The sequence below is a fragment of the Desulfuromonas versatilis genome, assembly GCF_019704135.1.
GTDB classification, from domain to species: domain Bacteria; phylum Desulfobacterota; class Desulfuromonadia; order Desulfuromonadales; family NIT-T3; genus Desulfuromonas_A; species Desulfuromonas_A versatilis.
In genome coordinates this window covers 3227787-3250047 of record NZ_AP024355.1, presented here as the reverse complement: position 1 = coordinate 3250047, position 22261 = coordinate 3227787, and the positions used below count along the sequence as shown (strand labels likewise).

At 49.8% G+C, this 22261-nt stretch carries 16 protein-coding genes, 1 pseudogene and 1 riboswitch; of the genes and pseudogenes, 10 read left to right on the top strand and 7 right to left on the bottom strand.

What is annotated here, in order from left to right:
- Nucleotides 1–85: 85 nt before the first annotated feature.
- Both DESUT3_RS14615 and DESUT3_RS14610 read right to left on the bottom strand, forming a co-directional pair.
- Complete coding sequence (locus DESUT3_RS14615; protein ID WP_221249211.1) at nt 86–1129, bottom strand: ATP-grasp domain-containing protein; 1044 nt, start codon at nt 1127–1129, stop codon at nt 86–88.
- Nucleotides 1117–1839, bottom strand: coding sequence for a PHP domain-containing protein (locus DESUT3_RS14610; RefSeq protein WP_221249210.1), 723 nt, complete (start codon nt 1837–1839; stop codon nt 1117–1119). Before DESUT3_RS14610 ends, DESUT3_RS14615 begins: the two co-directional genes overlap by 13 nt.
- A 1033-nt stretch (nt 1840–2872) precedes the next feature.
- Nucleotides 2873–2948: riboswitch (cyclic di-GMP riboswitch) on the top strand.
- Nucleotides 2949–3087: 139 nt separating this feature from the next.
- On the opposite strand from DESUT3_RS14610, the gene DESUT3_RS14605 reads away from it, so the two are divergent.
- Entirely contained in the window at nt 3088–5952 is a 2865-nt protein-coding gene (locus tag DESUT3_RS14605) for a Calx-beta domain-containing protein (RefSeq protein ID WP_221249209.1), read from the top strand.
- Nucleotides 5953–6204: 252 nt separating this feature from the next.
- Entirely contained in the window at nt 6205–7599 is a 1395-nt protein-coding gene (locus DESUT3_RS14600; protein WP_221249208.1) for a pectate lyase family protein, read from the top strand.
- A 944-nt stretch (nt 7600–8543) separates the two neighbouring features.
- Here DESUT3_RS14600 and DESUT3_RS21160 read toward each other — a convergent pair.
- The 4 genes from DESUT3_RS21160 to DESUT3_RS14585 all read right to left on the bottom strand — a co-directional run bounded on the left by DESUT3_RS21160 (nt 8544) and on the right by DESUT3_RS14585 (nt 9477).
- The gene (locus DESUT3_RS21160; RefSeq protein ID WP_264082173.1) at nt 8544–8678 is read right to left on the bottom strand and encodes a hypothetical protein; all 135 of its coding nucleotides are present in this window, start codon (nt 8676–8678) and stop codon (nt 8544–8546) included.
- 30 nt (nt 8679–8708) lie between these two features.
- The gene (locus tag DESUT3_RS14595; RefSeq protein WP_221249207.1) at nt 8709–8888 is read right to left on the bottom strand and encodes a hypothetical protein; all 180 of its coding nucleotides are present in this window, start codon (nt 8886–8888) and stop codon (nt 8709–8711) included.
- Entirely contained in the window at nt 8867–9058 is a 192-nt protein-coding gene (locus DESUT3_RS14590) for a hypothetical protein (RefSeq protein WP_221249206.1), read from the bottom strand. The genes DESUT3_RS14595 and DESUT3_RS14590 overlap by 22 nt, the downstream gene beginning before the upstream one ends.
- Before the next feature lie 86 nt (nt 9059–9144).
- On the bottom strand, nt 9145–9477 hold the full coding sequence (locus tag DESUT3_RS14585; protein ID WP_221249205.1) for a transposase: 333 nt from the start codon (nt 9475–9477) through the stop codon (nt 9145–9147).
- A gap of 575 nt (nt 9478–10052) precedes the next feature.
- Here DESUT3_RS14585 and DESUT3_RS14580 point away from each other — a divergent pair.
- Nucleotides 10053–11480, top strand: a complete 1428-nt coding sequence (locus DESUT3_RS14580; protein ID WP_221249204.1) for a hypothetical protein — start codon at nt 10053–10055, stop codon at nt 11478–11480.
- Between the two features lie 104 nt (nt 11481–11584).
- Here the strand turns inward: DESUT3_RS14580 and DESUT3_RS20985 are convergent.
- Nucleotides 11585–12410: pseudogene (locus tag DESUT3_RS20985) on the bottom strand (integrase core domain-containing protein); the annotation flags it as partial.
- Between the two features lie 328 nt (nt 12411–12738).
- On the opposite strand from DESUT3_RS20985, the gene DESUT3_RS14565 reads away from it, so the two are divergent.
- The 7 genes from DESUT3_RS14565 to DESUT3_RS14535 all read left to right on the top strand — a co-directional run bounded on the left by DESUT3_RS14565 (nt 12739) and on the right by DESUT3_RS14535 (nt 22242).
- On the top strand, nt 12739–14202 hold the full coding sequence (locus DESUT3_RS14565; RefSeq protein ID WP_225911520.1) for a lipopolysaccharide biosynthesis protein: 1464 nt from the start codon (nt 12739–12741) through the stop codon (nt 14200–14202).
- A 19-nt stretch (nt 14203–14221) separates the two neighbouring features.
- The gene (locus DESUT3_RS14560; protein ID WP_221249200.1) at nt 14222–15412 is read left to right on the top strand and encodes an O-antigen ligase family protein; all 1191 of its coding nucleotides are present in this window, start codon (nt 14222–14224) and stop codon (nt 15410–15412) included.
- Nucleotides 15402–16535 carry a glycosyltransferase gene (locus DESUT3_RS14555; protein ID WP_221249199.1) on the top strand — a complete coding sequence of 378 codons (1134 nt, stop codon included), beginning with the start codon at nt 15402–15404 and terminating at the stop codon, nt 16533–16535. Before DESUT3_RS14560 ends, DESUT3_RS14555 begins: the two co-directional genes overlap by 11 nt.
- Nucleotides 16532–17656: a glycosyltransferase gene (locus tag DESUT3_RS14550; RefSeq protein WP_221249198.1), complete on the top strand. Its 1125-nt coding sequence runs from the start codon at nt 16532–16534 to the stop codon at nt 17654–17656. The genes DESUT3_RS14555 and DESUT3_RS14550 overlap by 4 nt, the downstream gene beginning before the upstream one ends.
- 159 nt (nt 17657–17815) lie before the next feature.
- The gene (locus DESUT3_RS14545) at nt 17816–18976 is read left to right on the top strand and encodes a glycosyltransferase family 4 protein (protein ID WP_221249197.1); all 1161 of its coding nucleotides are present in this window, start codon (nt 17816–17818) and stop codon (nt 18974–18976) included.
- An 8-nt stretch (nt 18977–18984) separates the two neighbouring features.
- The gene (gene asnB, locus DESUT3_RS14540) at nt 18985–20967 is read left to right on the top strand and encodes an asparagine synthase (glutamine-hydrolyzing) (RefSeq protein WP_221249196.1); all 1983 of its coding nucleotides are present in this window, start codon (nt 18985–18987) and stop codon (nt 20965–20967) included.
- Between the two features lie 135 nt (nt 20968–21102).
- Entirely contained in the window at nt 21103–22242 is a 1140-nt protein-coding gene (locus DESUT3_RS14535) for a glycosyltransferase family 4 protein (protein WP_221249195.1), read from the top strand.
- Nucleotides 22243–22261 lie beyond the last annotated feature (19 nt).

Here is a 22261-nt window from a genome sequence, read left to right as displayed (position 1 = left end):
GGTGCGTCTTGGGGAAAGCAATGAAAAATGGGGTTAATCTCTAGTTTCCCGGGTGGTTAAAAGTAAGGACCAACCGCACAGTGCACTAGTCGTTGACGAAGGGATGGGAGCGGCAGGTGGGGGTTTCCAACCGGCCGCTGTTCTGGAGCTCTTCCAACTGTTCCGGGGCTACGAAAATGTCCGACCAGGTCCGGAAGACAACGCCGTTGCGAATTTGGGCCTCCGGGATCGGGGCCCCGTCGGCGAGGTGGTTCAGCCAGGCTTCCACCTCGTTGAACCCGAAAAAACACCGCAACGGGGTGGTCCCGCTGAAGCGGGCGTTGATCTCGAAAACCACCGGCTCGCCATCGCGGATGCGGAACTGGAAATTTGCCGGTCCTTCGACGCCGAGCCGTTCGGCCATGGCGGCGATGCGCCTGTCGAACCTTCCGGTGGTGTCGGCGTAGGCCCGGTAGGTGTTGCCGTCCTTGAGGTCTCTTTTCAAAACCACCACCGCCCGGCAGCGTCCCTTGGCTACGAGGCAGCCGGAAGTGAATTCACCCTGGTTTTCGCTTAACAACTCCTGCGCCACCAGGTCACTGCGGCTCAGGCACATATCCTCCAGGGTCTCGCGGTCCTTGGCAATCTGTACGCCGACCGAGCGGGCCCCGATCCTGGGCTTGACCAGGATCGGAAACCCGACGGTGTCGATGAGCCTTTGGATCCCCTGCCGGTCGTCGGACAGGGCCGAGCGGACAAAGGGGAAGCCTTCCTCTTCGAAAAACTTGGCGGTCAGCCACTTGTCGTCGGCGATTTGAATGACCCGCAAGGGCGACACGGCGATCCGGACGCCGAACTTGCGTTCCAGATTTTCGCGCTCGCGGCTAAGCAGGATCAATTCCACGTCGGTGCCGATGAAAAGAATCGAGATCCGTTCCCGTTGAATGATCTCCTCGACCCGGGGCAGGAAAGCGGGGTCGGTGGCCATGGGGATCGTGTAGGCACAGTGGCCCAGCCAGTGGCCCGCCGCCCGGTGGTCGGGGTCCGCGGTGACCAGGCGCAGGGGCCTCGAGGCCATCCGCAGGCTCCGCAGGACCCCCTGCCCGACCAAGGCGCCGGCCCCGGTGACGAGAACGTTCAAGCTTTCCATAGGATCTCCTTCAGCCGTACTGAGCATTCGCCAAGCCGCTCCAGTTCATGGACGTCCGACCCGACTGATACCAGGGGGTCGTGTTTTTTCAATTGGGCTAGATACTGATCGAAAACCTGGTGGTGATACGAACTGTTGATTTCCATGGCCACAGCGGCCCTGGCCGCCTCTTCCATGAGGCTGGCGAAATAATCCTCGGGGAAATGCTCCAGGCGGCGCAACGACATCCCACCCGGATGGGCAAGAACGTTGGCGCCACCGTTTTTCAGAAATCCCAGGGCCAGGCGGTACTCGATCTCGGCGAACCTGTCCCGCTCGATTTCCTGGAACTCGAGACGTTCTCCCTGTCGGCCGGGGAAGCGGTGAACGCTGGCCAGGACGATGTCGCAATGCCGGCGGATTTCCGGAGAAATGTCCAAGGTCCCCTGAAAATCCTTGATGCGCACTTCAGCGCCAACCAGCACGCGTACCGGGGAGGAGGCGGCCAGACTCCGGACCTCCTGCGCAAAACCCGGAAACCACTCGGAGTCGGCCCTGACATGCTCGGTGAAGGCAATTTCCGCCAGGCCAAGTTTTTCGGCCCTCTGGATAACCTGGGCGATGCTCGGCTTGCCGTCGGTGTAGTTGGTGTGCAGGTGCATTTCCCTGCGCAGCCAGGCCGGCTCGATGAGGGAAAAATGAATAAACGTACCGTCACCGGTATTTACCATCTTGAACCTGCCTCCAAACCTGTGAGTGGCCCCTGAGGGAAGGGTCCGGGGGGAAATGGATTGCGCCAGGACTGTCGGAGCGGAAATGATAGTTGTTAATTTATTTTAAATTGAAGGGTCTAAAGATCAAGCCCCCCACAGGGGCAAAGGTGATGGAAACTTAAAAAATTTTTCGGGTTAACACTGGCAGAGCCCTCGTAAGTCTCTGTTTTTCTTCCCATTAACATATTGAAATCCAGCCCGGTGTTGCGCATCTGGGCGGACGGTCTCTGTCGCTGCTTGGCGACGAGCTTTTCCGGGCGAATAAAAAACCTCGCCCCTCGGCTCTGAGCATGCGCCCAACTCCATCGGTTTTTTCGATTAATCAGGAGGTTAGAGAGTGGGGAGGCTCTATAGCGGAATGCGTCCAGGTGAAGGTACTTCATTCAAGGATTATTTCCCGTGAGGGAGTTGAGGCTTGAGGTGTCGCCATCGGGGGACACCTTTGCACCAAACCCCCAATTCCTTAGGCCTCCCAATCCCCCGCTGAATGGCCGCAAATGTAAGAAATTGCATAAAAAATCATTCGGGCATGGCTGTTGCTCCAGGTAAGGACGGCGCCTTCAGCCAAGTATTGTCTGCAGTTGAGTGTCTATTCGCGTTAAGGCGGTCGACTCCTGCCAATTATGGGAAACAAAGGAGTGTCTCCCCGAAGGAAAATCCATCCGGCGGGGCAACTGTCGCAAATAGGCAAAGGCCTGGGAACGGAGCCCTGGAGACTCGGTCGATCATGTTCTTCATTAATCGGGAGGGTCTTCAGTCCGACTAAAAGGTCGAAAACAATCAGTGGCGGCTCCTTCCGATGCTTAATGAAGCAGTGGTTGCCGAGGTTTCAAGTTTATGGCCTTGGCCCGGTTTAATTTGAGGAGGCAAGGAGAAATGGACCAAAAAACAGCATCTTATGGGTTGGCATGGTCGGTGCAAATGAGGCGGATAGCTGGCCAGGCTGGTACAAACGCTGAAGTAAAACAAAAATCGATAAACAGAAGATCTCCTCCGAAAAAGGCTAAGCCAGAGCGATCTGGTGGCGCAAAGCCGCGGATCCGGAAACGGACTGCCGGGCTGCCGAAGAGAAGGGCTCCAGCGCTTTTCTTTGGATCACCAGGGATAAAGCGTTTTTTTTCGCGCAAAGAAGGGTTTCCTAGGAGGGGTCCAAAACCCGGGGAGGACCAGGATGCGTCCATCACCCCAAAGGAGAGAAGTTTAGAAATGAACAGAAGACGACGATATAGCCTACAATTTATTTTCAACCTTCTAATGGTTTTTTGCCTGTTGGGCGTTTCCGTTCCCCAGGCCCAGGCGGCTCGCTGGTGGGTCTTCCCCTGGGAAAAGACTGCCGACACCACCGCGCCCACGGTGGCCATCAGCAACCCGGGTTCGGGTGCCGTGGTGACCACCGCACAGACCTTGGCCGTCGCTGCGGTGGCCCAGGATAACATCGGGGTATCCAAAGTTGAGTTCTATGACGGCAGCAAGCTGATTGGAACCGACACCAGCAATCCCTATTCGGCCAGCCTGCAGATTACCGAGGCGCTCAATGGCCAGCGCCAACTGACTGCCAAGGCGTTTGATGCCGCCGGCAATTCGACAGTTTCGGTCCCCGTCTCATTTACCGTGCAGATTGCCCCGCCGGTGGTCACTCCCCCGGCGACGGCTGCGCCCGGGGCCATTGAATTTTCGGCAGCGACCTACTCGGTTAACGAGGGGTCCGGCAAAATCAACCTCACCGTCAACCGGACCGGCGGCAGTGATGGAGCCGTCTCGGTTCAGTGGCGGACCCTGACCTTCGACGGCAACGGCACCGCCGACTGGGCAAGCGACTTTGGCACGGTGTATCCCTCGCAGACCCTCAGCTTTGCGGCTGGCGAAAAGAGCAAAACCATAAGCGTCACCATCAACCAGGATACCGCGGTCGAAGGGGATGAAACCTTTACCGTTCTGTTGGAGACTCCTGCCGGTGGCGCCACCCTGGGGGCCAAGGCCAAGGCCCTCGTGACGATCAAGGACGATGATGTGGCGAGCACTCCGGCTCCCACTCCCACTCCCACTCCCACTCCCACCGGACCCGGATCCCTGGAATTCAGCGCGGCCAATTCCTCGGTCAACGAAGGCGCCGGAAAAATCGACCTCACCGTCAATCGGACCGGCGGCAGTGACGGCGCGGTATCCGTTCAGTGGCGAACCCTGACCTTCGACGGGCACGGGACTGCCGACTGGGCCAGTGACTACGGCACGGTTTATCCCTCCCAGACCCTGAGCTTCGCGGCCGGGGAAAAAAGTAAGGTGATCAGTGTCACGATCAACCAGGATTCCACTGTGGAAGGGGATGAAACCTTCACGGTCCTGTTGGAAGCTCCTGCCGGTGGCGCCACTCTGGGTACCAAAACCAGCACCCTGGTGACGATCAAGGACGATGATACGGCAAGCGCTCCGGCCCCCGCTCCGACTCCGACACCGACCGGCCCCGGGGCCCTGGCTTTCAACGCTGCGGCCTATTCGGTGAACGAAAACGCCGGTAAGGTAAACATTACCATCAACCGCGTTGGCGGCAGTAGCGGCGCAGCCACCGTGGAGTGGCGGACCATGACCTTCGATGGCTACGGCACCGCCGACTGGTCGAACGACTACGGGACCTTCCTTTGGACCGTGGTGAATTTTGCCGACGGCGAAACCAGCAAGGTGCTGCCGATCACCATCAACAACGACAGCACCTACGAAGGTGACGAAACCTTCACGGTCCTTTTGCAAAACCCCACCGGTGGTGCAACCCTCGGTGCCACAACTTCTGCGGTGGTTACCATTAAGGATGATGATGTGGCCGGAACTCCTTCGACACCTACCAACCCTCCAGTTATATCCGGCCCATTGAAGGCATTCCCGGGAGCGGAAGGTTTTGGGACGGAAAGCCCTGCGGGACGGGGTGGTAAAATCATCAAAGTGACAAACTTGAACGACAGTGGCGCCGGTTCGCTGCGCGCGGCAATCGAAGCTTCAGGCCCACGCATTGTCGTCTTTGAGGTGGGGGGCAGGATCGCTCTTCATAGTGATCTGGAAATTCGCAACCCCTTTATCACTATTGCGGGTCAAACTGCACCATTTCCCGGTGTCCAAGTGACTGGAGCCAGGGTTACGGTCCAGTCCCACGATGTTCTTATTCAGCATGTCCGGTCCAGGAATGGGATTGCCGATGGGGCTTCCCACTCTCTCCGTGTAATATCTGGGTCTTATAATGTTGTAATCGACCATTGTACTTTTATGTGGGCGTCAGATGAAGTTGCATCCATTTGGACAAACGATAAGCCCATTTATAATGTTACTTTGAGCAACAATATAATTGCCGAAGGAATTGGAGGCAGTGGTAAGGGGACGGCCATCGGTGCAGGTACTTCTCTTAATAACTATAGCCTTGGTGCAAATATTGTAGATAAGGTTAGCGTTATTAAGAATCTCTATGCCAACAGTGTCGAACGTTTTCCGATGGTTAGTAGAGATTGCAATGTTATGATTGCAAATAACCTTGGATATTATAGTGAATGGGGTTTTGTTGAGCTAGGAGTAAACAACGGCCCGGTAAAGGCCACTGTCGTCGGAAATCATTTTGTTACTGGAAATAGGAATCAAAATTCGCCGAGTATTTGGACGATGGATATTTCCAGTGGCAAGCATCAGGTTTACGTAAGTGATAACGTGACGAGCGGAAGTGGTGTTATCCCTGCGACATTTACCGATTATGACGGTGGGTCTGTTGTAAACAGTCCCCCCATTAAAGACGATACGAAACTAATCGCGGCGAGCCAAGTCAAGGCATATGTTCTGAAAAACGTTGGAGCTCGGCCCGCAGAGAGGGACTCAGCTGAAGTTAGGCTGATAAACGAAGTTGAGCGAGAAGTGGGAGGGTTTAAGTACTCCGTGTCCGAGGCAGGCGGGTGGCCTGCGGAGTACAATTATCCGACGAGTAGAAGTTTTGATTCGTTTATCCCATATGATCCAAATGGTGATGATGACGGCAACGGCTACACTAATATTGAGGAAGTGCTTTATCGGCTAGCTATGCAGGCAGAAGGCAGAAATTAATCCAATTTTTACTGAATATAATTGTATTGCTAAGCCCCCTTGAAGTTTGAGGGGGCTTTTTTTTAAAAAAACCTGTTTTGTATGTTGAAATATTGGACTGTAAGTTGCAATGAAGATGTTAGGCACAAATGAATTAGCCTGAAAAGTGTATTATGTAGTGGCATGCCTGTTGCTTGAAAATAAAGTCGTTAAGATTGATGGAAGTTGAAACAGTAGTAGGAAGCTTATCAAGTATGAAAAGGAGATGGTGAAATGAAGAAAATACTGTTTGTCATAGCGCTGTGGTTGATTGTTTCAGGGTGTGGGGGTGGAACCGGTGAGGATTATGATGATGGCCCGACTGGTGGATTTTCAGTAGGTGAATATTCGGATGAGGCCGATGCTAGTTTTGGGGATGATGCGTCAACATCTTTAGCGCCGCCTCGTATTTTAGCCGACCTGAGGGCATTCCCGGGAGCGGAAGGTTTTGGGACGGAAAGCCCTGCGGGACGGGGTGGTAAAATCATCAAAGTGACAAACTTGAACGACAGTGGCGCCGGTTCGCTGCGCGCGGCAATCGAAGCTTCAGGCCCACGCATTGTCGTCTTTGAGGTGGGGGGCAGGATCGCTCTTCGTAGTGATCTGGAAATTCGCAACCCCTTTATCACTATTGCGGGTCAAACTGCACCATTTCCCGGTGTCCAAGTGACTGGAGCCAGGGTTACGGTCCAGTCCCACGATGTTCTTATTCAGCATATCCGGTCCAGGAATGGGATTGCCGATGGGGCTTCCCACTCTCTCCGTGTAATATCTGGGTCTTATAATGTTGTAATCGACCATTGTACTTTTATGTGGGCGTCAGATGAAGTTGCATCCATTTGGACAAACGATAAGCCCATTTATAATGTTACTTTGAGCAACAATATAATTGCCGAAGGAATTGGAGGCAGTGGTAAGGGGACGGCCATCGGTGCAGGTACTTCTCTTAATAACTATAGCCTTGGTGCAAATATTGTAGATAAGGTTAGCGTTATTAAGAATCTCTATGCCAACAGTGTCGAACGTTTTCCGATGGTTAGTAGAGATTGCAATGTTATGATTGCAAATAACCTTGGATATTATAGTGAATGGGGTTTTGTTGAGCTAGGAGTAAACAACGGCCCGGTAAAGGCCACTGTCGTCGGAAATCATTTTGTTACTGGAAATAGGAATCAAAATTCGCCGAGTATTTGGACGATGGATATTTCCAGTGGCAAGCATCAGGTTTACGTAAGTGATAACGTGACGAGCGGAAGTGGTGTTATCCCTGCGACATTTACCGATTATGACGGTGGGTCTGTTGTAAACAGTCCCCCCATTAAAGATGATACGAAACTAATCGCGGCGAGCCAAGTCAAGGCATATGTTCTGAAAAACGTTGGAGCTCGGCCCGCAGAGAGGGACTCAGCTGAAGTTAGGCTGATAAACGAAGTTGAGCGAGAAGTGGGAGGGTTTAAGTTCTCCGTGTCCGAGGCAGGCGGGTGGCCTGCGGAGTACAATTATCCGACGAGTAGAAGTTTTGATTCGTTTATCCCATATGATCCAAATGGTGATGATGACGGCAACGGCTACACTAATATCGAGGAAGTGCTTTATGAGCTTGCATTGGAAGCTGAAGGGCGGATGTGATCAATAATCTTATGCCAAGGAGTCGCTGGCCGGTATGTGGTGATCAAAAAGCTTCGATCTGATTTCCAAATGCCCTTGCTCTACCTGACTCTGGATGTTTCGGCAAGCGGTTACAACTCCTGGCTGAAAAGCCCAGATCCGACACGTTAGAAGGAGGAAAAACGGCTTTTTATCATGATCAAGGCGGCTCACAAGACAAACCGGGAGTTCTATGGCTAGGAACGATTACAGGCCGATCCCGCCGTGCATGGTGTAAAAGTCGGAATTCTCCGGAACAAGTGCATCCGCAAGGGATATGGTATTCGCTGCAAGAAGGTAAAGAAATTCAAGGCAACAACGAAATTCAAACATACCCTGCTGGTCGCCGAAAATTTTCCGGAACAGAACTTTGAGGTCGAGGCTCCCAATCGGGGCTGGCTAACCGACATCCGCAACATGCTGACCTCCGAAAGTTGGCTGTAGCTCGCAGCCCATTAGAACGACTTCGCCGAAGAGGTCATTCGCTATGCGATGGGCGAAAGAATAACAAAGAACCTGGTTGGCTCAGATTACTGACAAGCCCCGCTTCTCACGAGGCGGGGTTTTCTTATTGATGATGTTCTTGGACGTTCTCTGTATATGGGAAGGGTCAGGCCCAAATGAGCCTGGGTGGCGTAAATAAAACTCCAAGACGACTTCAAACAGGCCGTTGAAAAACAAACCGGGAATCGCTCTGACGCTCCCGGAAAATATTTTTTGGATATTTGAAAATCTGTTGTTTCTTTGGTTGTTGCTTTTCTGGCCCCGACTAAGGGCTTTTTGCAGCGGCTATTCTGTCTGGGGCTGGTTTGTTATGGGCATCTTCTCTATATCGACCAGATCAGATTACGCATCTGTACCAGATTGTAGGTTAATATTTAGAATTCGAACATCCAACCGCTTTTTTCCAGCCCCCGGTGTCGTGTCTAGCGCAAGCCACCCGTGGTTTTGAGCCAGCCGAAAATCTCCTCGACACGTTTGCGCACCCGCTGGCTGATCCGGTAGCCCTCATGGCGCGTGGTGCGTTTGTCTATGGTGGTCCCCTTGTCCTTTGGCGCCACATGCGGTGTTGCAAGGAGATTTTCCAGCCCCTAGACGAATACCGGAGCATCGTAACCCTTGTCGGCTCCAATCGTGACCCGGTGAGCCCCGGGCAGTTCCCCGACCATTTCCAGGGCGGCCGCCCATTCCGCGGTGCCATTGGCCAGGAGCAAACGACTGCCGACCACCAGACCGTTACGGTTCTCCATCAGGGCATGGCCCAGAAGCAATGCTTCGATTCCTTGCCTTTGCCCTTCTTAGGTAAACGGGCATCCGGGTCGGTGGTGGACTGATGGGTATCGTTTTTAGGCTGCTGCCCTTTGAAGTCGACATCCGGATTGCGGCCACCGGGTGCTGGTGGGTCCTGGTCCTGGTCGTCATTGGGGCGGTAGCTCTTCATCGATGCCATGCCTCGATTAGGGTGCCATCCACTGTGAAGTGCCCTTTCGACATCAGGCCGGCGCACTCGGCAAGCGCCTTGGTCGCCTAGAAGAACACGGTCGCGACCTCGAATTGCATCAGCCGGTCCCGGTTTTTTGAAAAGGTCGGATGATTCCAGGCCTTATCGCCCATGGACAGCCCGACGAACCAGCGAAACAACAGGTTGTAATCCAATTGTTCGACCAGCATCCTCTCGCTGCGGATGGAGTAGAGCACTTGCAAAAGAGATGCACGTAGCAACTGCTCCGGCGGAGTCGAGGGGCGGCCGGTGTGGGAATGCATATCCCGAAGCAACGGAGCCAGATCGTTGAGCGTCTTATCGACATGGCCTGTAAATTCTGGTCTTTGCCGCGCATAACGTTTCTTGTGTAAATTCAATTGTTTATGCGCGAAATCATAGCAAGGCCAAGTTGGCAAACTTCGCAATGTCAAGGGTTTGGGTAAATTAGTTTTTCAACAACCTCCTAGGCAACGGTAAAGAATTCAGTCAGTTCAAAGATCTGAAGAGCGACGCCAGGCTCTCGGTTTATATTGCAGACCATAAACAATTTGGTAGCGGGGGCGAACCAAAAAACCAATGGTTTGTTGAGCTTCTATTTTTCCAGGCGACCCAACTTCAAGGGCCTCTCAGCTAAGGCGTTGCAAATGGCTGTCAGTCGGTGGAACAGCAGACCAGGAAAATTCCTCGGTTACCTGACGCCCCAGGAGGTCTTCGATGAGACCAAAAGTGGTGAACTTGGAACTTAAATCTGCACTCCGCGAAGATTGAAAAACAATTTGACAGTGCTAATATTTGAGTGGGAATTAAAAGAAAATCAATGCTGCTGGGGGGATGTGAGTTTTTTGTGGTATCGGCTATGGCAGGTGTAACTATCTGAATTAAGTTGAAATTTTTTGGCCTATTGTTGTGGAAAAATGTGGAGCTGCAGTGCCATTTTTAAAAGGGAGGGACTATGGTCAGAAAAATCATCTGCAAAAGGTTAATTTTAAAGGTGTTGATATGTTTATTGTTTGCCTCTTTTGTGACGAAAGGAAACTGTATTGCCTTTGCGCAAGAAAATCAAAAAAGTGGGATGTCTCCATCGGAAGAGTATTTTAAAGTCAGCGGAACCTTTTTAAATAACAATAAAAGTGACAATTTAAATATGGGCTCTGCTGTAAGCGTTTTTCCTGGCGCTGAGGGGTTTGGTGCTAATTCACTTGCAGGGAGAGGTGGCAAATTAATCAAGGTTACAAATTTAAATGATAATGGCCCAGGGTCTTTGCGTAATGCAATTAATTCACCTGGTGCGCGTATTGTGGTTTTCGAAGTAGGAGGGTCTATTGTTTTAGAAAGTGATCTTGAAATAAAAAATCCCTATATGTCAATTTATGGTCAAACCGCCCCGTTTCCGGGGATCCAGATCGGAGGAGGAAGGCTCACAGTAGAGACACATGATATTTTAATTCAACATATAAGGGTTAGAAATGGAAAAAAAGATGGAGAATCACATTCACTTAGGGTTATATCAGGGGCATATAATGTTATTGTTGATCATTGCACATTTATGTGGGCGTCAGATGAAATAGTGGCGGTATGGACGAATAGAGACTCGATTTATAATATAACTATAAGCAATAATATTATAGCCGAAAGCCTTGGCGGTGGAACAGGAATAGCAATTGGCTCAGGGAGTCATAATAATTCCTACTTTTTAGGTGAAAATAAAGTTAGTAGAGTAAGTATTGTGAAAAATTTAATTTCTGGCGCAAGTGAGAGGGTTCCAATGGTGAGCCGGGAGAGCAGTGTGGTGATTCTAAATAATTTAGGTTTTGATAGTGTCTGGGGGTTTGTAGAACTTGGGGTTAATGATGGCCCGGTAAGGGTGAGCGTGGTTGGAAATCATTTTATTAAAGGGAAAAGGAATAAAAAAATTCCTAGCATTTGGGTAAAAAAGATAACAAAAGGTAAACATAGTGTCTATGTTTCCAGTAATATTTTTGAGGGTGACGATTTAGTAGGTGAAGATGTCGTTGATTATGGCGGTGATTCCATTGTTTATAGCCCGCCAGAAATGGATAATACACTAATCCTTAATGTTGAGAATGTGTTTGATTATGTTGTTAAAAACTCTGGTGCAAGACCATCACAAAGAGATGCAATAGAGATGCGCATAATTAAAAATCTTGAGAATCCCGGAAAAGACTGGTGGAGAATAAAGGACGGAGACATAGAATGGCCGGAGGTGTATAGGAAACCTACATTTAGAAGGTTTCATATACCAAAAGATCCAGATACAGATAGTAATAATAATGGATATACAAATATAGAAGAGTATATATACTGTAAATACCAAGACGTGTACAATGACCCGATAAGCTATGAATTCTGCTTTGAATAAAATAAAAAAATACATTGCAGAATGGACTGTAAGGGATCCTGTGTAAATGTGTACTGTAAAGAGATAGTTGTCACCTGACACATCCGCCCTGGCGGGGTGACGAGTTACGCAGCTTCTTTTGTTGCCTTTTTGCTCTTTGTCCCTCTCTTTGGTAATCCGTCGATGAAGGCTTGGTATGGCACCCGGCCGTTCATGTTGCGCCCCTGATGGGCACGCTCCTGGTTGTAGTGATGGAGGTAGGTATGCAGGTCCTTCTGTATCTGCTCAAGCGACTCGTACTAAGTTGTGCGACCCATGATGCGGAAGTGCTCGTCTAGCAAGGTGCGGTGCAGCCTTTCCTCGAAGCCATTGATTTGCGGCCGGCGCACCTTGGTGGTGCGATGTTCGATCCCTTCGAGCTGCAGGAACGGCACATCGGGATGCCTGTCGGGGCGTCCGCAGAATTCACGGCCATTGTCCGAACGGACCGTCGCAATGGCGGCTTGGTGCTGGTCGAAAAGCGGTAGCACGTCCTCGTTGAGCACATGGGCCACCGTACCCGGCAGTTTGCTGGTGCAGAGGCGCCCCCAGGCATAACGGAAAAACAGACTACCCCGACAGCAGGTAGATACGCCCCACGCCTTTGAGGGTGCAGACAAGAAAGGTATCAACCGCGACCAGGTCGCCAGTGTGCTTGGTTTCGATGTGCCGCTCCAGGAGTTCGGGGCTAAGGCGTTCCAGCCGCTTGATCTGCTCGTCCGAAAGCTCCAGGCTTTGTTCTCTCATTGATTTTTCCAGGGGCAGCAGGCGTTCTTGCTTGGTCAAGAGATTGTGCCGGCGCCAGACGCCACGGACACTGCTTGAGCAGACTTTGGTACCTTGAAGAACTAGTCGCTGAGCCGCCTCGAGGGGGTCCTGCGATGGATGCTGCAGGCTGTAAGGAGGGATGGCCAGTCCGACCACCTTATCTGAGCTGAAGTTTGCGGCGTGTTCCTTATGTTTGGTGGTCATGACGATCTCCTTTGCTGGGCTGGGGTGAAGCTTTGAAGGCTCCGTTTTTGCCCTGCCAAGGATGTCATGACCACTTTTTCGTTTTGAGGCCAATTGTCAGGCTTTTCCAGTCTCAAAATAAGTGGGATTCGCCCGTCTTTGCCAAATCTTTGCTGCGCCTTGGACCTCCTTTTGGGGGCCTGAAAATTGGAATGTTGCAAAGGATGAAAAATTTAGTAAATTTTAAATTACGAATCTTGGCGGCGTTTAATTAGGGCGAGGGTGTGCGATGGAGAAAGGAGACGGGTTAGTTAAGTCGTCTATAAGCATCTTGTTAGCGCAGGGCTTCAATACAATTTTATCAGTGGTATTTATAGCCTTCTTCGCTCGGGTTTTTTCAAAGGAACAAATGGCTATTTACGCTATTTTAACAATGTTCGCGGATTGGGGAGAAATTATAGGTGGGCTTGGAATGGGAACATTGGTGGTTAAAAATGCTTTAGAGATAAAGGAGACAAAAACAAAGATTGATTTGCAAAAATTCGTAACTAGTATAGTAATATATAGAACTGTAGGAATGGTTATATTTACGTCGGTAATTATTTTATTTTCCGACTATATCGCAGTACTAATATTTGCAGATCATAAATATAGTAAAATTCTAAAGTATGTGGCTGTTGTTTCATTTTTTATGGCGGTGTCATCAACATTCAGTCATGTTCAAACCTCATTTCAATATTTTCACAGTAACTCAAAAATAAATGTAATAACATTCTTTGCTCAAAAATTGTTTTGCGTTATAGGGTTTTTTTCTTATGGGCTTGAAGGTTTTATAACAGGACATCTCGTAGGTACAATTTTGGGGATATGCCTGAGGGTTAACTATTTGAAAGGTCTTTTTGTCCGTGAAATTTATAGTTTTACCGATATTTGGAAGCAAAGTAGGAGTTATCTAGGGTTGAAGGTTGTTCGGAGTTTTGTGGATCAAATTGATAAACCGCTTATCGGTACGTTCTTGGGGGCCGAAGGGTTGGCCAATTACCATATAGTTAGAAGGTTATATGACAACCTTTATCAGTTATTATTGGCGGTAGTTGTTCCATTGGGAGTTAAATTTGGCGAAATAAAGACGTTGGGACATCAAGAATTGCAGCGACATTATGAAAAAGGTTTTGTTGTCTCCACATTTATGATAGCCCCAATTTGTACAATGTTGTTTATAGTTAGTTCTCCATTGGTAGAACTATACGCAGGAGCAAAATATGAAGAAGCAGGAAAAGTGTTGGCCTTATTTGGCTTTACTATTATTGCATCTCTTGTGTGGCAAATAACAAGAGAAGCCTCTTTGAGGTTGTTATTGCCATCAAGGCTGTTTATACAATATACAACTTCAGCATTTGTAACCTCATTGAGTTATTTGGTGTTGTTGCCAATATTGAGGGAAGTTGGTGTGCCAATAGCAATGGGGCTCGGGTTTATAGCCGGTTCGGTCCCTCTTATCAAGTATTTGAAAACTCAGTGCAACCTTATATTCCCGTTAAAAGAGTTTTTAATAGCATTGGGTGGAGGTGTATTCTCTTTTTCGGCTGTTGTTCCTGTTATGATCGTAAATGAAAGTTTACCAAAGCTTATTGTCGGGACGCTATGCGTTTCTGTTCTTGCATTATTGTACTTTCAGAAATATGCACCAACTGAGATCGTAAGTATTTGCAAAAAAATAAAAATCTGCATAGTCAAGGAAGTCAAGCAATAAAGCAGAGGTCATAGGCGTCATGGCGTTTATTTTATCAAAAAAACATAACGACTCGGCAGTATTCGAAGCAGACTTCTGTAAGTTGTTGATAGAGTGTTGTTTGTATTTATCAATATCAATCAGGGTTTTTGCTCCACAATTGGGTGTTTTGAGAGTAGAGGGTTTGTCTGGGGCCATAATAGTCGGTTCTGGATTATTGACTTTTTTATTCGTGAGGCTTAGAGGTGAGAAATTATGCATGTCGATTTATTTTTCATCTGCCATATTGCTATTTGCAAGCATAACTAACTTTAAAGTTGAGGGAAAATTAGATAGAGAAATACTATTTTTCGTTAGCGTTCTGTTGATGATGTATTATGTTGTCGATAAAAAAGTTGTAGTATATAGGGCATGTCTTGTAATGGCATTGTGTGTATATGGAGCTATTGCAATAGGTGGTGAATATTACGGAGATGTCCATGGGTCACAAAGGCTCAATCTGGAGGGAGGGGTAGGGTCAATGTTCGCAAATTCGAATGACCTTGCCCAATTGGCTGTCATCGTTGGTTTGATTTTACTTTTCGGCATGAGGGGTGAAAAAAAATTTAACAGGATATTCAGGTTGGTTATTGTGTTTAGTTTATTTTCAGTTGTGCTTTTAACTTTGTCAAGGCAGGGACTTATAATGATGTTGGTTGGACTTGTTTTTTTTTCATTAACAACATTTGAAAAAAAAGAAAAATGGACGTTAATACTGCTTGTGGTAGTAGCTATTATATCAATAGGGCTATTTTACGAAAGTATAGAAAAAATATATAGTGGATATTATTATAGATTTCAAACTGAAAGTCAAAGAATTGGGTACTGGGAAGTAGCATTGGAAGACATGAAAGATACGATTATTTATGGACAAGGTGGGCAGGGTGGATATTCCTCTGTTGGGATCAAGCCTCACTCGGCGTTTCTGTATTTGCATTATGCTTTTGGGTCTCTCGCTGCCTTCTCGTATGTTTTGTGGATTTTTTATTTAGTCTTTTCTGTCAAAAGATTGATCTGTTCAAATGTGGTGGATTTGACTTCTAAAATAGAGGGCTTTTTGTATATGTCCATATTCTTTATGGCTCAATTTACCACTGTCTTTGCACCAAGTAATTACGGATTTATATTGGCATTAGCAATTTTTGAAAGAAAAACTAATGTTATTCAAGGGGCAAAGAATTATGGTAGATAAAAACAGGCCATATAAGGTTTTAGTGGTTTGTAGCAATTTAGGTGTAGGTGGGGCCGAGGTACAGCTGGCGAAGATACTCGTAGGATTAGATAGGGAAAAGTTTATCGTAAGTGTCGCATATTTTATGCCGATAGTCGATTTCCCGCAGGCTATTCTGTGCCGTGGTGGGGTTAAGACGATATTTTTAGGTTCAGAAAAATGGAACAAATTTAAATGTCTGTATGAGGTCGCCAAATTCATTAAAAAAGAGGGCTTTGATATTGTTCACTGCTGGTTGCATACTGCCAACTTCTATGGAGGGTTTCCAGCATTGATGAATAGGGTCCCTGTTGTGTTTGGTGGACTGCAGGGTAATGTTGAGTTGTGTAGGCCGTGGGATTTTGTCTATAGGCTGTTGAATTTCAGATTTACATCTTGGATCGTCAATTCTCAAGAGCTTAAAAATAATCTTAAAAAAAACTCGGGTGTTAATGGCAATGAAATTTCCATAGTTAGAAATGGGGTTGAGCTACCAATTTTAACGCAAGAAAAACATTATAAACATTCAAATGAACATGGTAATTCACTTACGGTCGGTTTCGCTGGACGCCTTCATCAAATTAAAAATCCATTGTTGTTTTTGCATATGGCCAAGACTCTTCTTGATGGAGGAATTTTTGCAAAATTTTTAGTTGCTGGGGATGGACCCATGATGGAGCAAGTTAAAAAATTTGTCGAAGAAAATTGTTTGCAGGACCATGTTTCATTGTTGGGTATTGTTAAAGAAATGGAAGTGTTCTATCGAAAAATTGACATTTTGGTTTTAACTAGCGACTCGGAAAGTTGTCCAAATGTCTTGCTTGAGGCAATGTCCTATCAAATACCAGTGGTGTCAACTAGGTGTACTGATATGAGTTCTTTCTTGATGGATGGAAAAAATGGATTTGTTGTTGACCGAGGTGATGTTAAGAACTTGGTTTATAGGGTTAAAATGCTCTTGATTGATGGCAATATAAGAAAAAAAATGGGAAAATTTGGCAGAGTGGTTGTTGAGGAAAAATTTAATTTAAAAAATACTGTTAGTGAACTCGAAAATGTGTATTTGGCTGCATGTTCAAAAAAGTTGAGTAGGGGGAGGCGATGAATAAAAATAAAATTTCCATTTTCCTGCCATCCTTGTATGGCGGAGGAGCTGAACGTGTGATGGTAAATCTTGCCAATGGTTTAATTGAACTCGGGTATCAAGTTGACGTTGTTCTTGCAAAAAAAGATGGAAAGTTTTTTAATCTTCTTAATAGCAAAATCGAAATTATTGATTTGAGATCAAAAAGGACCTTTCTGTGCTTATTCGGATTAATTAAGTATCTTAAGAAAGATAAGCCAACGGCCTTAATTTCCGGACTTGATCATGCAAATATTATTTGTATTTTGGCCCAAAAAATATCACGGGCTGGATGCCGCTCCATTATTACACTTCATGCCAACTTTCAACCAACCTATGATGATGAAACAATTAATAATATTGTCAAAATAAAACAAAAAGCATTTGATTGCTTTATTGGTTTAATTTTCCCCTTTGCCAATAATATTATAGCAGTCTCAGAAGGTGTCAAAGAATTTTACCAGAACAAATATAAGCTCCCAAAAAATAAAATGAAAGTTATTTATAATCCAGTTATTGATAATTCTTTAAAAGAAAAAGCAAAAGAACCTTTGGATCATCCATGGTTTTCACAGGAACATACACCAATAATACTCTGTGTTGGTAGACTTTCTGCTCAGAAAAATTTTAAAGATGCAATATACGCTTTCTGTGAAGTTAGGAAGCATATCAAAGCAAAACTAGTATTTCTAGGAGAAGGTGAAGAGAGGCTGTCCCTTGAGGAAATTATAGGTAAATGTGGTTATAAGGAGGATATCGAGATGTTAGGCTTTGTCTCTAACCCTTATAAATACCTTTCCAGATCGTCGGTTTTTTTGTTGTCTTCGCTCTTTGAAGGTCTGCCAACTGTAATTATAGAAGCACTCAGTCTTGGGATTCCAGTGGTGTCAACTGACTGCCCAAGCGGACCATCAGAGATCATAGGTCAAAACAAATATTGTCGTATTGTCCCTGTGGGGGATATTCATGGATTAGCTAATGGTATTCTTGAGGTTATAAATAAAAAAATCCTTCCTGAAGGATTGAATGGTCTTAATGTATATGATGTCGGATATGCCTCCAGAAAATATGTAGAAATAATTAATGAGGAGGGTGGATTTTAGGTGGGTTCATTTGATGGCCGGTGTAGTGTCTCCCCACATCAAAAAAAAATTTTATTCCATGACATCGAATGCATGTACTGAGAGAGTTTGTATACAAACCATCTCAGAATAAATTGGCCTATCTCTGAAAGAATATCCGCCCAGGTTAGATACCCGCACATGATTAAAATTCATTTTGTTGTCACAGGTTTGGAGACAGGTGGTGCGGAAATGATGTTGTTCAAGCTCCTGTCCCGCTTGGACCGTGCACGATTCAGTCCAGAGGTGACTTCGCTGCTCGATATGGGGGTTCTTGGCGAGAAACTTCAAGACCACGGAATTCCCGTATCTTGCCTTGGGATGAGAAGAGGGGTTCCCGATCCCAGGAAGATTCTGACATTGTCGATTATTCTTAAGCGCTCGCGCCCCGATATTGTTCAAACCTGGATGTATCATGCTGACCTCATTGGAGGCCTGGCGGCAAAAATGGCAGGAAAAACGAAGGTCGGTTGGAATATTCGAAACGGAATTCTAGACCCGACCCTCAGTGGAAAACAGACCATATGGACGGTTAAGGCCTGTGCGCGACTTTCCTCCTTTCTGACGGATTTCATTGTTTGTTGCGCCGAATCAGCTAGAACAATTCATGCTGAGCTTGGATATCGGGACGATCGAATGGTGGTAATCCCCAACGGTTTTGATGTAGACACTTTCAGGCCCGATCCAGAGGCCCGCGGCCGAATTCGGTCCGAACTTGGGATCCCCGAAAACGCGATTGTGCTTGGGCTGGCCGGGCGTTTTGACCCCCAAAAGGATCATGGATCTTTTTTCAAGGCGACCGCCAGATTAAGGACCGGGGGGGATCGTGTCAGGCTTGTCCTGTGCGGGAACGACATCAACGAAACCAACCATGCCCTCACGAGGTTGATGCGCGATGCCGCGATGGGAGATGGGGTTCACCTTCTCGGTAGAAGAGGCGACATGCCCCAGGTTACCGCAGCCTTCGATATTGCCTGTTCGTCATCGGCCTACGGGGAGGCCTTTTCCAACACCATTGGCGAAGCCATGGCCTGCGAAGTCCCTTGCGTGGTCACCGACGTCGGCGACTCGGCGGCTATTGTCGGCACTACCGGCCTGGTCGTTCCACCTCGCGATCCCGATGCCCTGTATGGGGCGCTGAAAAAAATGCTCGATATGGGTCCCGAGGGGAGACGGCGGCTTGGCCAACTCGCCAGGGAGCGCGTGGTCAGGGAGTATTCCCTGGAGCGGGTCGTCAAACAGTACGAGGATTTGTACGAGGGGGTAATGGCCTCATCGCCCCGCTCCAGGGGAAAGGCCTGAGTCTGCCTATGTGCGGTTTTGCGGGGTTTATTGAATTGGGGACGGGGCCGGTGGGAAGGGGATTGGGGCCCGTGGTCCAGGGGTTGACGGACAAACTGCTCCACCGCGGGCCGGATGATGGGGGCCACTGGGTCGATCCCGACCAGGGGGTCGCCCTTGGCCACCGGCGTCTGGCCATCATCGATCTCTCCCAGGAAGGGCATCAGCCCATGGTCTCCCGCTGCGGCCGGTATGTCCTGGTCTTCAACGGGGAGATCTACAATTTCCAGGGGCTGCGCCAACGCCTGGAAGCTACAAGTTGGGATGGCGGTTGGCGGGGGGCTTCGGATACCGAGGTCCTGCTCGAGGCCATCGCCTTCTGGGGGGTCGAGGAGACCCTTAAGCAGTCGATAGGGATGTTCGCCTTTGCCCTCTGGGACCGCCAGCGGCGCCTTCTTTACCTGGGGCGTGACCGGCTCGGTGAAAAGCCGCTGTATTACGGCTGGGGGAAGGGGGCCTTCTTCTTCGGATCGGAGCTCAAGGCCCTGGGGGCTCACCCGGGATGGCGGGGAGACATCAGCCCTGGAGCCCTGGCCCTGTTCGTGAGGTTCAATTACGTACCCGCTCCCTACAGCATCTACGAGGGGGTATTCAAGCTTTCCCCCGGAGCCTTCGCCTGTGTCAGCCTGGAATGGCTGAGAGACAACGGTGGCGGCCAACCTACACCGCTGCCGGAAAAAAGCTACTGGTCGGCCCGCACCGCCGCCCTGGCTGGAGTCGGCAGCCCCTTTGCAGGGACTGCAAAGGAGGCGACGGCCGCCCTGGACTCGCTGCTTCGCGATGCGGTGCGTCAGCAGATGGTGGCGGATGTCCCCCTGGGAGCCTTTCTTTCGGGCGGGATCGATTCCTCCACCATCGTCGCCCTCATGCAGGCCCAGAGTTCGCTGCCGGTGAGGACCTTTACCATCGGGGTGGACAGGGAGGACTACAACGAGGCCAGGCATGCCCGCGCCGTGGCCCAGCACCTGGGGACGCAACACACCGAGCTTTACGTGACGCCCGAGGATGCCCTGGCGGTGATACCGGATTTGCCGGAACTTTACGACGAGCCCTTTGCCGACCCGTCCCAGGTCCCCACTTTTCTTGTGTCCAAGCTTACCCGCAGGCACGTCACGGTAAGCCTCTCGGGGGATGGCGGAGATGAGCTTTTCGGGGGATACAATCGATACTTTCTGGCCACCAGCATCTGGAAGCGCTGCGGCTGGCTGCCCCCGAAACTGCGCCAATGCCTCGCAAGCGGCCTGACATCTCTGCCCGCCAGTTTTGTCGACCGTGGGCCGGGGTGGCTCTCCGCCCAGGCCGGGAAGTTCGGCAGGGCGGGCAGGCTCAGCGACAAATTGAACAAATTGGCCGCCATTCTGCCCGCTTCTTCGCCCGAGGAGCTCTATCTCAATCTCTCATCGAACTGGGGCGGCGACCTGCCGCTGGTCGATCCGGCCCAGGGGCGGTTGAGCATCTTTTCCGAGCCTGGCTGGGGGGAGGGCTTTTCCTCGTTCCCTGAAAAAATGATGTACCTGGACATGCTGAGCTATCTGCCCGACGATATCCTGGTGAAGGTGGACCGGGCCGCGATGAGCGTCAGTCTGGAAACCCGGGTGCCTCTGCTGGATCACCGGGTCTGTGAATTCGCCTGGAAAATTCCGCTGCATATGAAGATCCGCAACGGACAGGGGAAGTGGCTGCTGCGACAGGTTTTGTACCGCTACGTCCCCGCTGAACTGGTGGAGCGGCCCAAGCGCGGGTTCGACATCCCCATCGACGCCTGGATCCGCGGCCCCCTGCGGGAGTGGGCCGAGGCGCTTCTGGATGAAAGGCGCCTGCGTGACGGAGGGCTGTTTGAACCGGCTCCCATCAGGCGCAGATGGGCCGAACATCTCACGGGAAAATCCAACTGGCAGGCAAGTCTCTGGAATGTTCTGATGTTTCAATCCTGGCTGGAAGCCCGGCCGTAATCCCTCCCTCCCCCCGATTTTCCCAGCGCCTTGATGCAGGATATTCTCTGCGTCTTTTTCCCCTGTTGAATTCCCCCATAGGCCGGGTAATATTAATAAATAAAAATAAAAAACTTCAAAACCACAGGAGGGGCAATGACTCGAGCCCTATTCGCGGCAACCGTCCCCGAGACCTTGAAGGGGTTCATTCTGCCGTTCGCGGAACATTTTCGCGCCCAGGGCTGGCGCGTGGATGGCATGGCCCAGGGGATTTCGGGATGCAGCGGTTGCACCGCGGCGTTTGACCGGGTTTGGGATGTGGCCTGGTCGCGAAACCCCTACGAGGGGAAGAACCTGTTGCAGGTCCCCGGGGCGGTTCGTGAGGCGGTTGCCTCGGGGGGGTACGACCTGGTCCATGTGCATACCCCGGTTGCCTCGTTTGTCACCAGGTTTTCCCTGCGCAGCTTGGACCGCAAGCTTCGCCCCAAAGTAATCTACACAGCCCATGGGTTTCACTTCTACCGGGGGGGCAGTCGCCTCCGCAACGGGCTTTACCTGGCCCTGGAAAAGTTAGCGGGTCGTTGGACGGACTATCTGGTGGTCATGAACCAGGAAGATCTCGAATCGGCGAAAAAGTACCGGATCGTCCCTCCTGAACGGGTGACTTACATGCCCGGGATCGGGGTCGACACCGCTTATTACAGCCCTGGCCTGGTCGGCGCCGGTGAGTTGGAGGGCGTGCGCGGGGAGATGGGGCTGCAGCCGGAGGACCGGCTGTTTCTGATGATTGCCGAGTTCATCCCCCGCAAGCGGCATGAAGACGTGTTGCGGGCTTTTGCCAGCCTTGACCATCCCGGTGCCCATCTGGCCTTCGCCGGTACCGGCCCCCTCGCGGAGCAGATGGGCTCCCTGGCGGCCGAACTGAAGCTGGAAAAGCGGGTCCACTTCCTGGGCTTTCGTCGGGATATCCCGACCCTGCTGAAAGCATCGGCGGCCGTGGTGCTGCCCTCGGTGCATGAGGGGTTGCCGAGAAGCCTGATGGAGGCGCTGTGCCTGGAGGTTCCCTGTATCGGCTCGAACATCCGCGGCACCAGTGACCTTCTCGCCGGCAACCGGGGCCTGCTGGTGCGGGTGGGGGACGTGGAGGGGCTGCGCTGTGCCATGGCCTGGATCCTGGAGAACCCTGGCTTGGCCCGGGAGATGGCGGCCCGCGGAAAGGCCCGCATGGCCGATTATGACATCCACAATATCATCCATATGCACGAAGCCCTCTACAGCAGGGCGTTGGCGGGGTGAGTCATGGCCGGCAGCGTTT

Excerpts from the sequence above, each read along its gene's own strand:
- DESUT3_RS14615 (WP_221249211.1), bottom strand. The coding sequence starts at position 1,129 with ATGGAAAGCTTGAACGTTCTCGTCACCGGGGCCGGCGCCTTGGTCGGG.
- DESUT3_RS14610 (WP_221249210.1), bottom strand. The coding sequence starts at position 1,839 with ATGGTAAATACCGGTGACGGTACGTTTATTCATTTTTCCCTCATCGAG.
- DESUT3_RS14605 (WP_221249209.1), top strand. The coding sequence starts at position 3,088 with ATGAACAGAAGACGACGATATAGCCTACAATTTATTTTCAACCTTCTA.
- DESUT3_RS14600 (WP_221249208.1), top strand. The coding sequence starts at position 6,205 with ATGAAGAAAATACTGTTTGTCATAGCGCTGTGGTTGATTGTTTCAGGG.
- DESUT3_RS14590 (WP_221249206.1), bottom strand. The coding sequence starts at position 9,058 with ATGAAGAGCTACCGCCCCAATGACGACCAGGACCAGGACCCACCAGCA.
- DESUT3_RS14580 (WP_221249204.1), top strand. The coding sequence starts at position 10,053 with ATGGTCAGAAAAATCATCTGCAAAAGGTTAATTTTAAAGGTGTTGATA.
- DESUT3_RS14565 (WP_225911520.1), top strand. The coding sequence starts at position 12,739 with ATGGAGAAAGGAGACGGGTTAGTTAAGTCGTCTATAAGCATCTTGTTA.
- DESUT3_RS14560 (WP_221249200.1), top strand. The coding sequence starts at position 14,222 with ATGGCGTTTATTTTATCAAAAAAACATAACGACTCGGCAGTATTCGAA.
- DESUT3_RS14555 (WP_221249199.1), top strand. The coding sequence starts at position 15,402 with ATGGTAGATAAAAACAGGCCATATAAGGTTTTAGTGGTTTGTAGCAAT.
- DESUT3_RS14550 (WP_221249198.1), top strand. The coding sequence starts at position 16,532 with ATGAATAAAAATAAAATTTCCATTTTCCTGCCATCCTTGTATGGCGGA.
- DESUT3_RS14545 (WP_221249197.1), top strand. The coding sequence starts at position 17,816 with ATGATTAAAATTCATTTTGTTGTCACAGGTTTGGAGACAGGTGGTGCG.
- asnB (WP_221249196.1), top strand. The coding sequence starts at position 18,985 with ATGTGCGGTTTTGCGGGGTTTATTGAATTGGGGACGGGGCCGGTGGGA.
- DESUT3_RS14535 (WP_221249195.1), top strand. The coding sequence starts at position 21,103 with ATGACTCGAGCCCTATTCGCGGCAACCGTCCCCGAGACCTTGAAGGGG.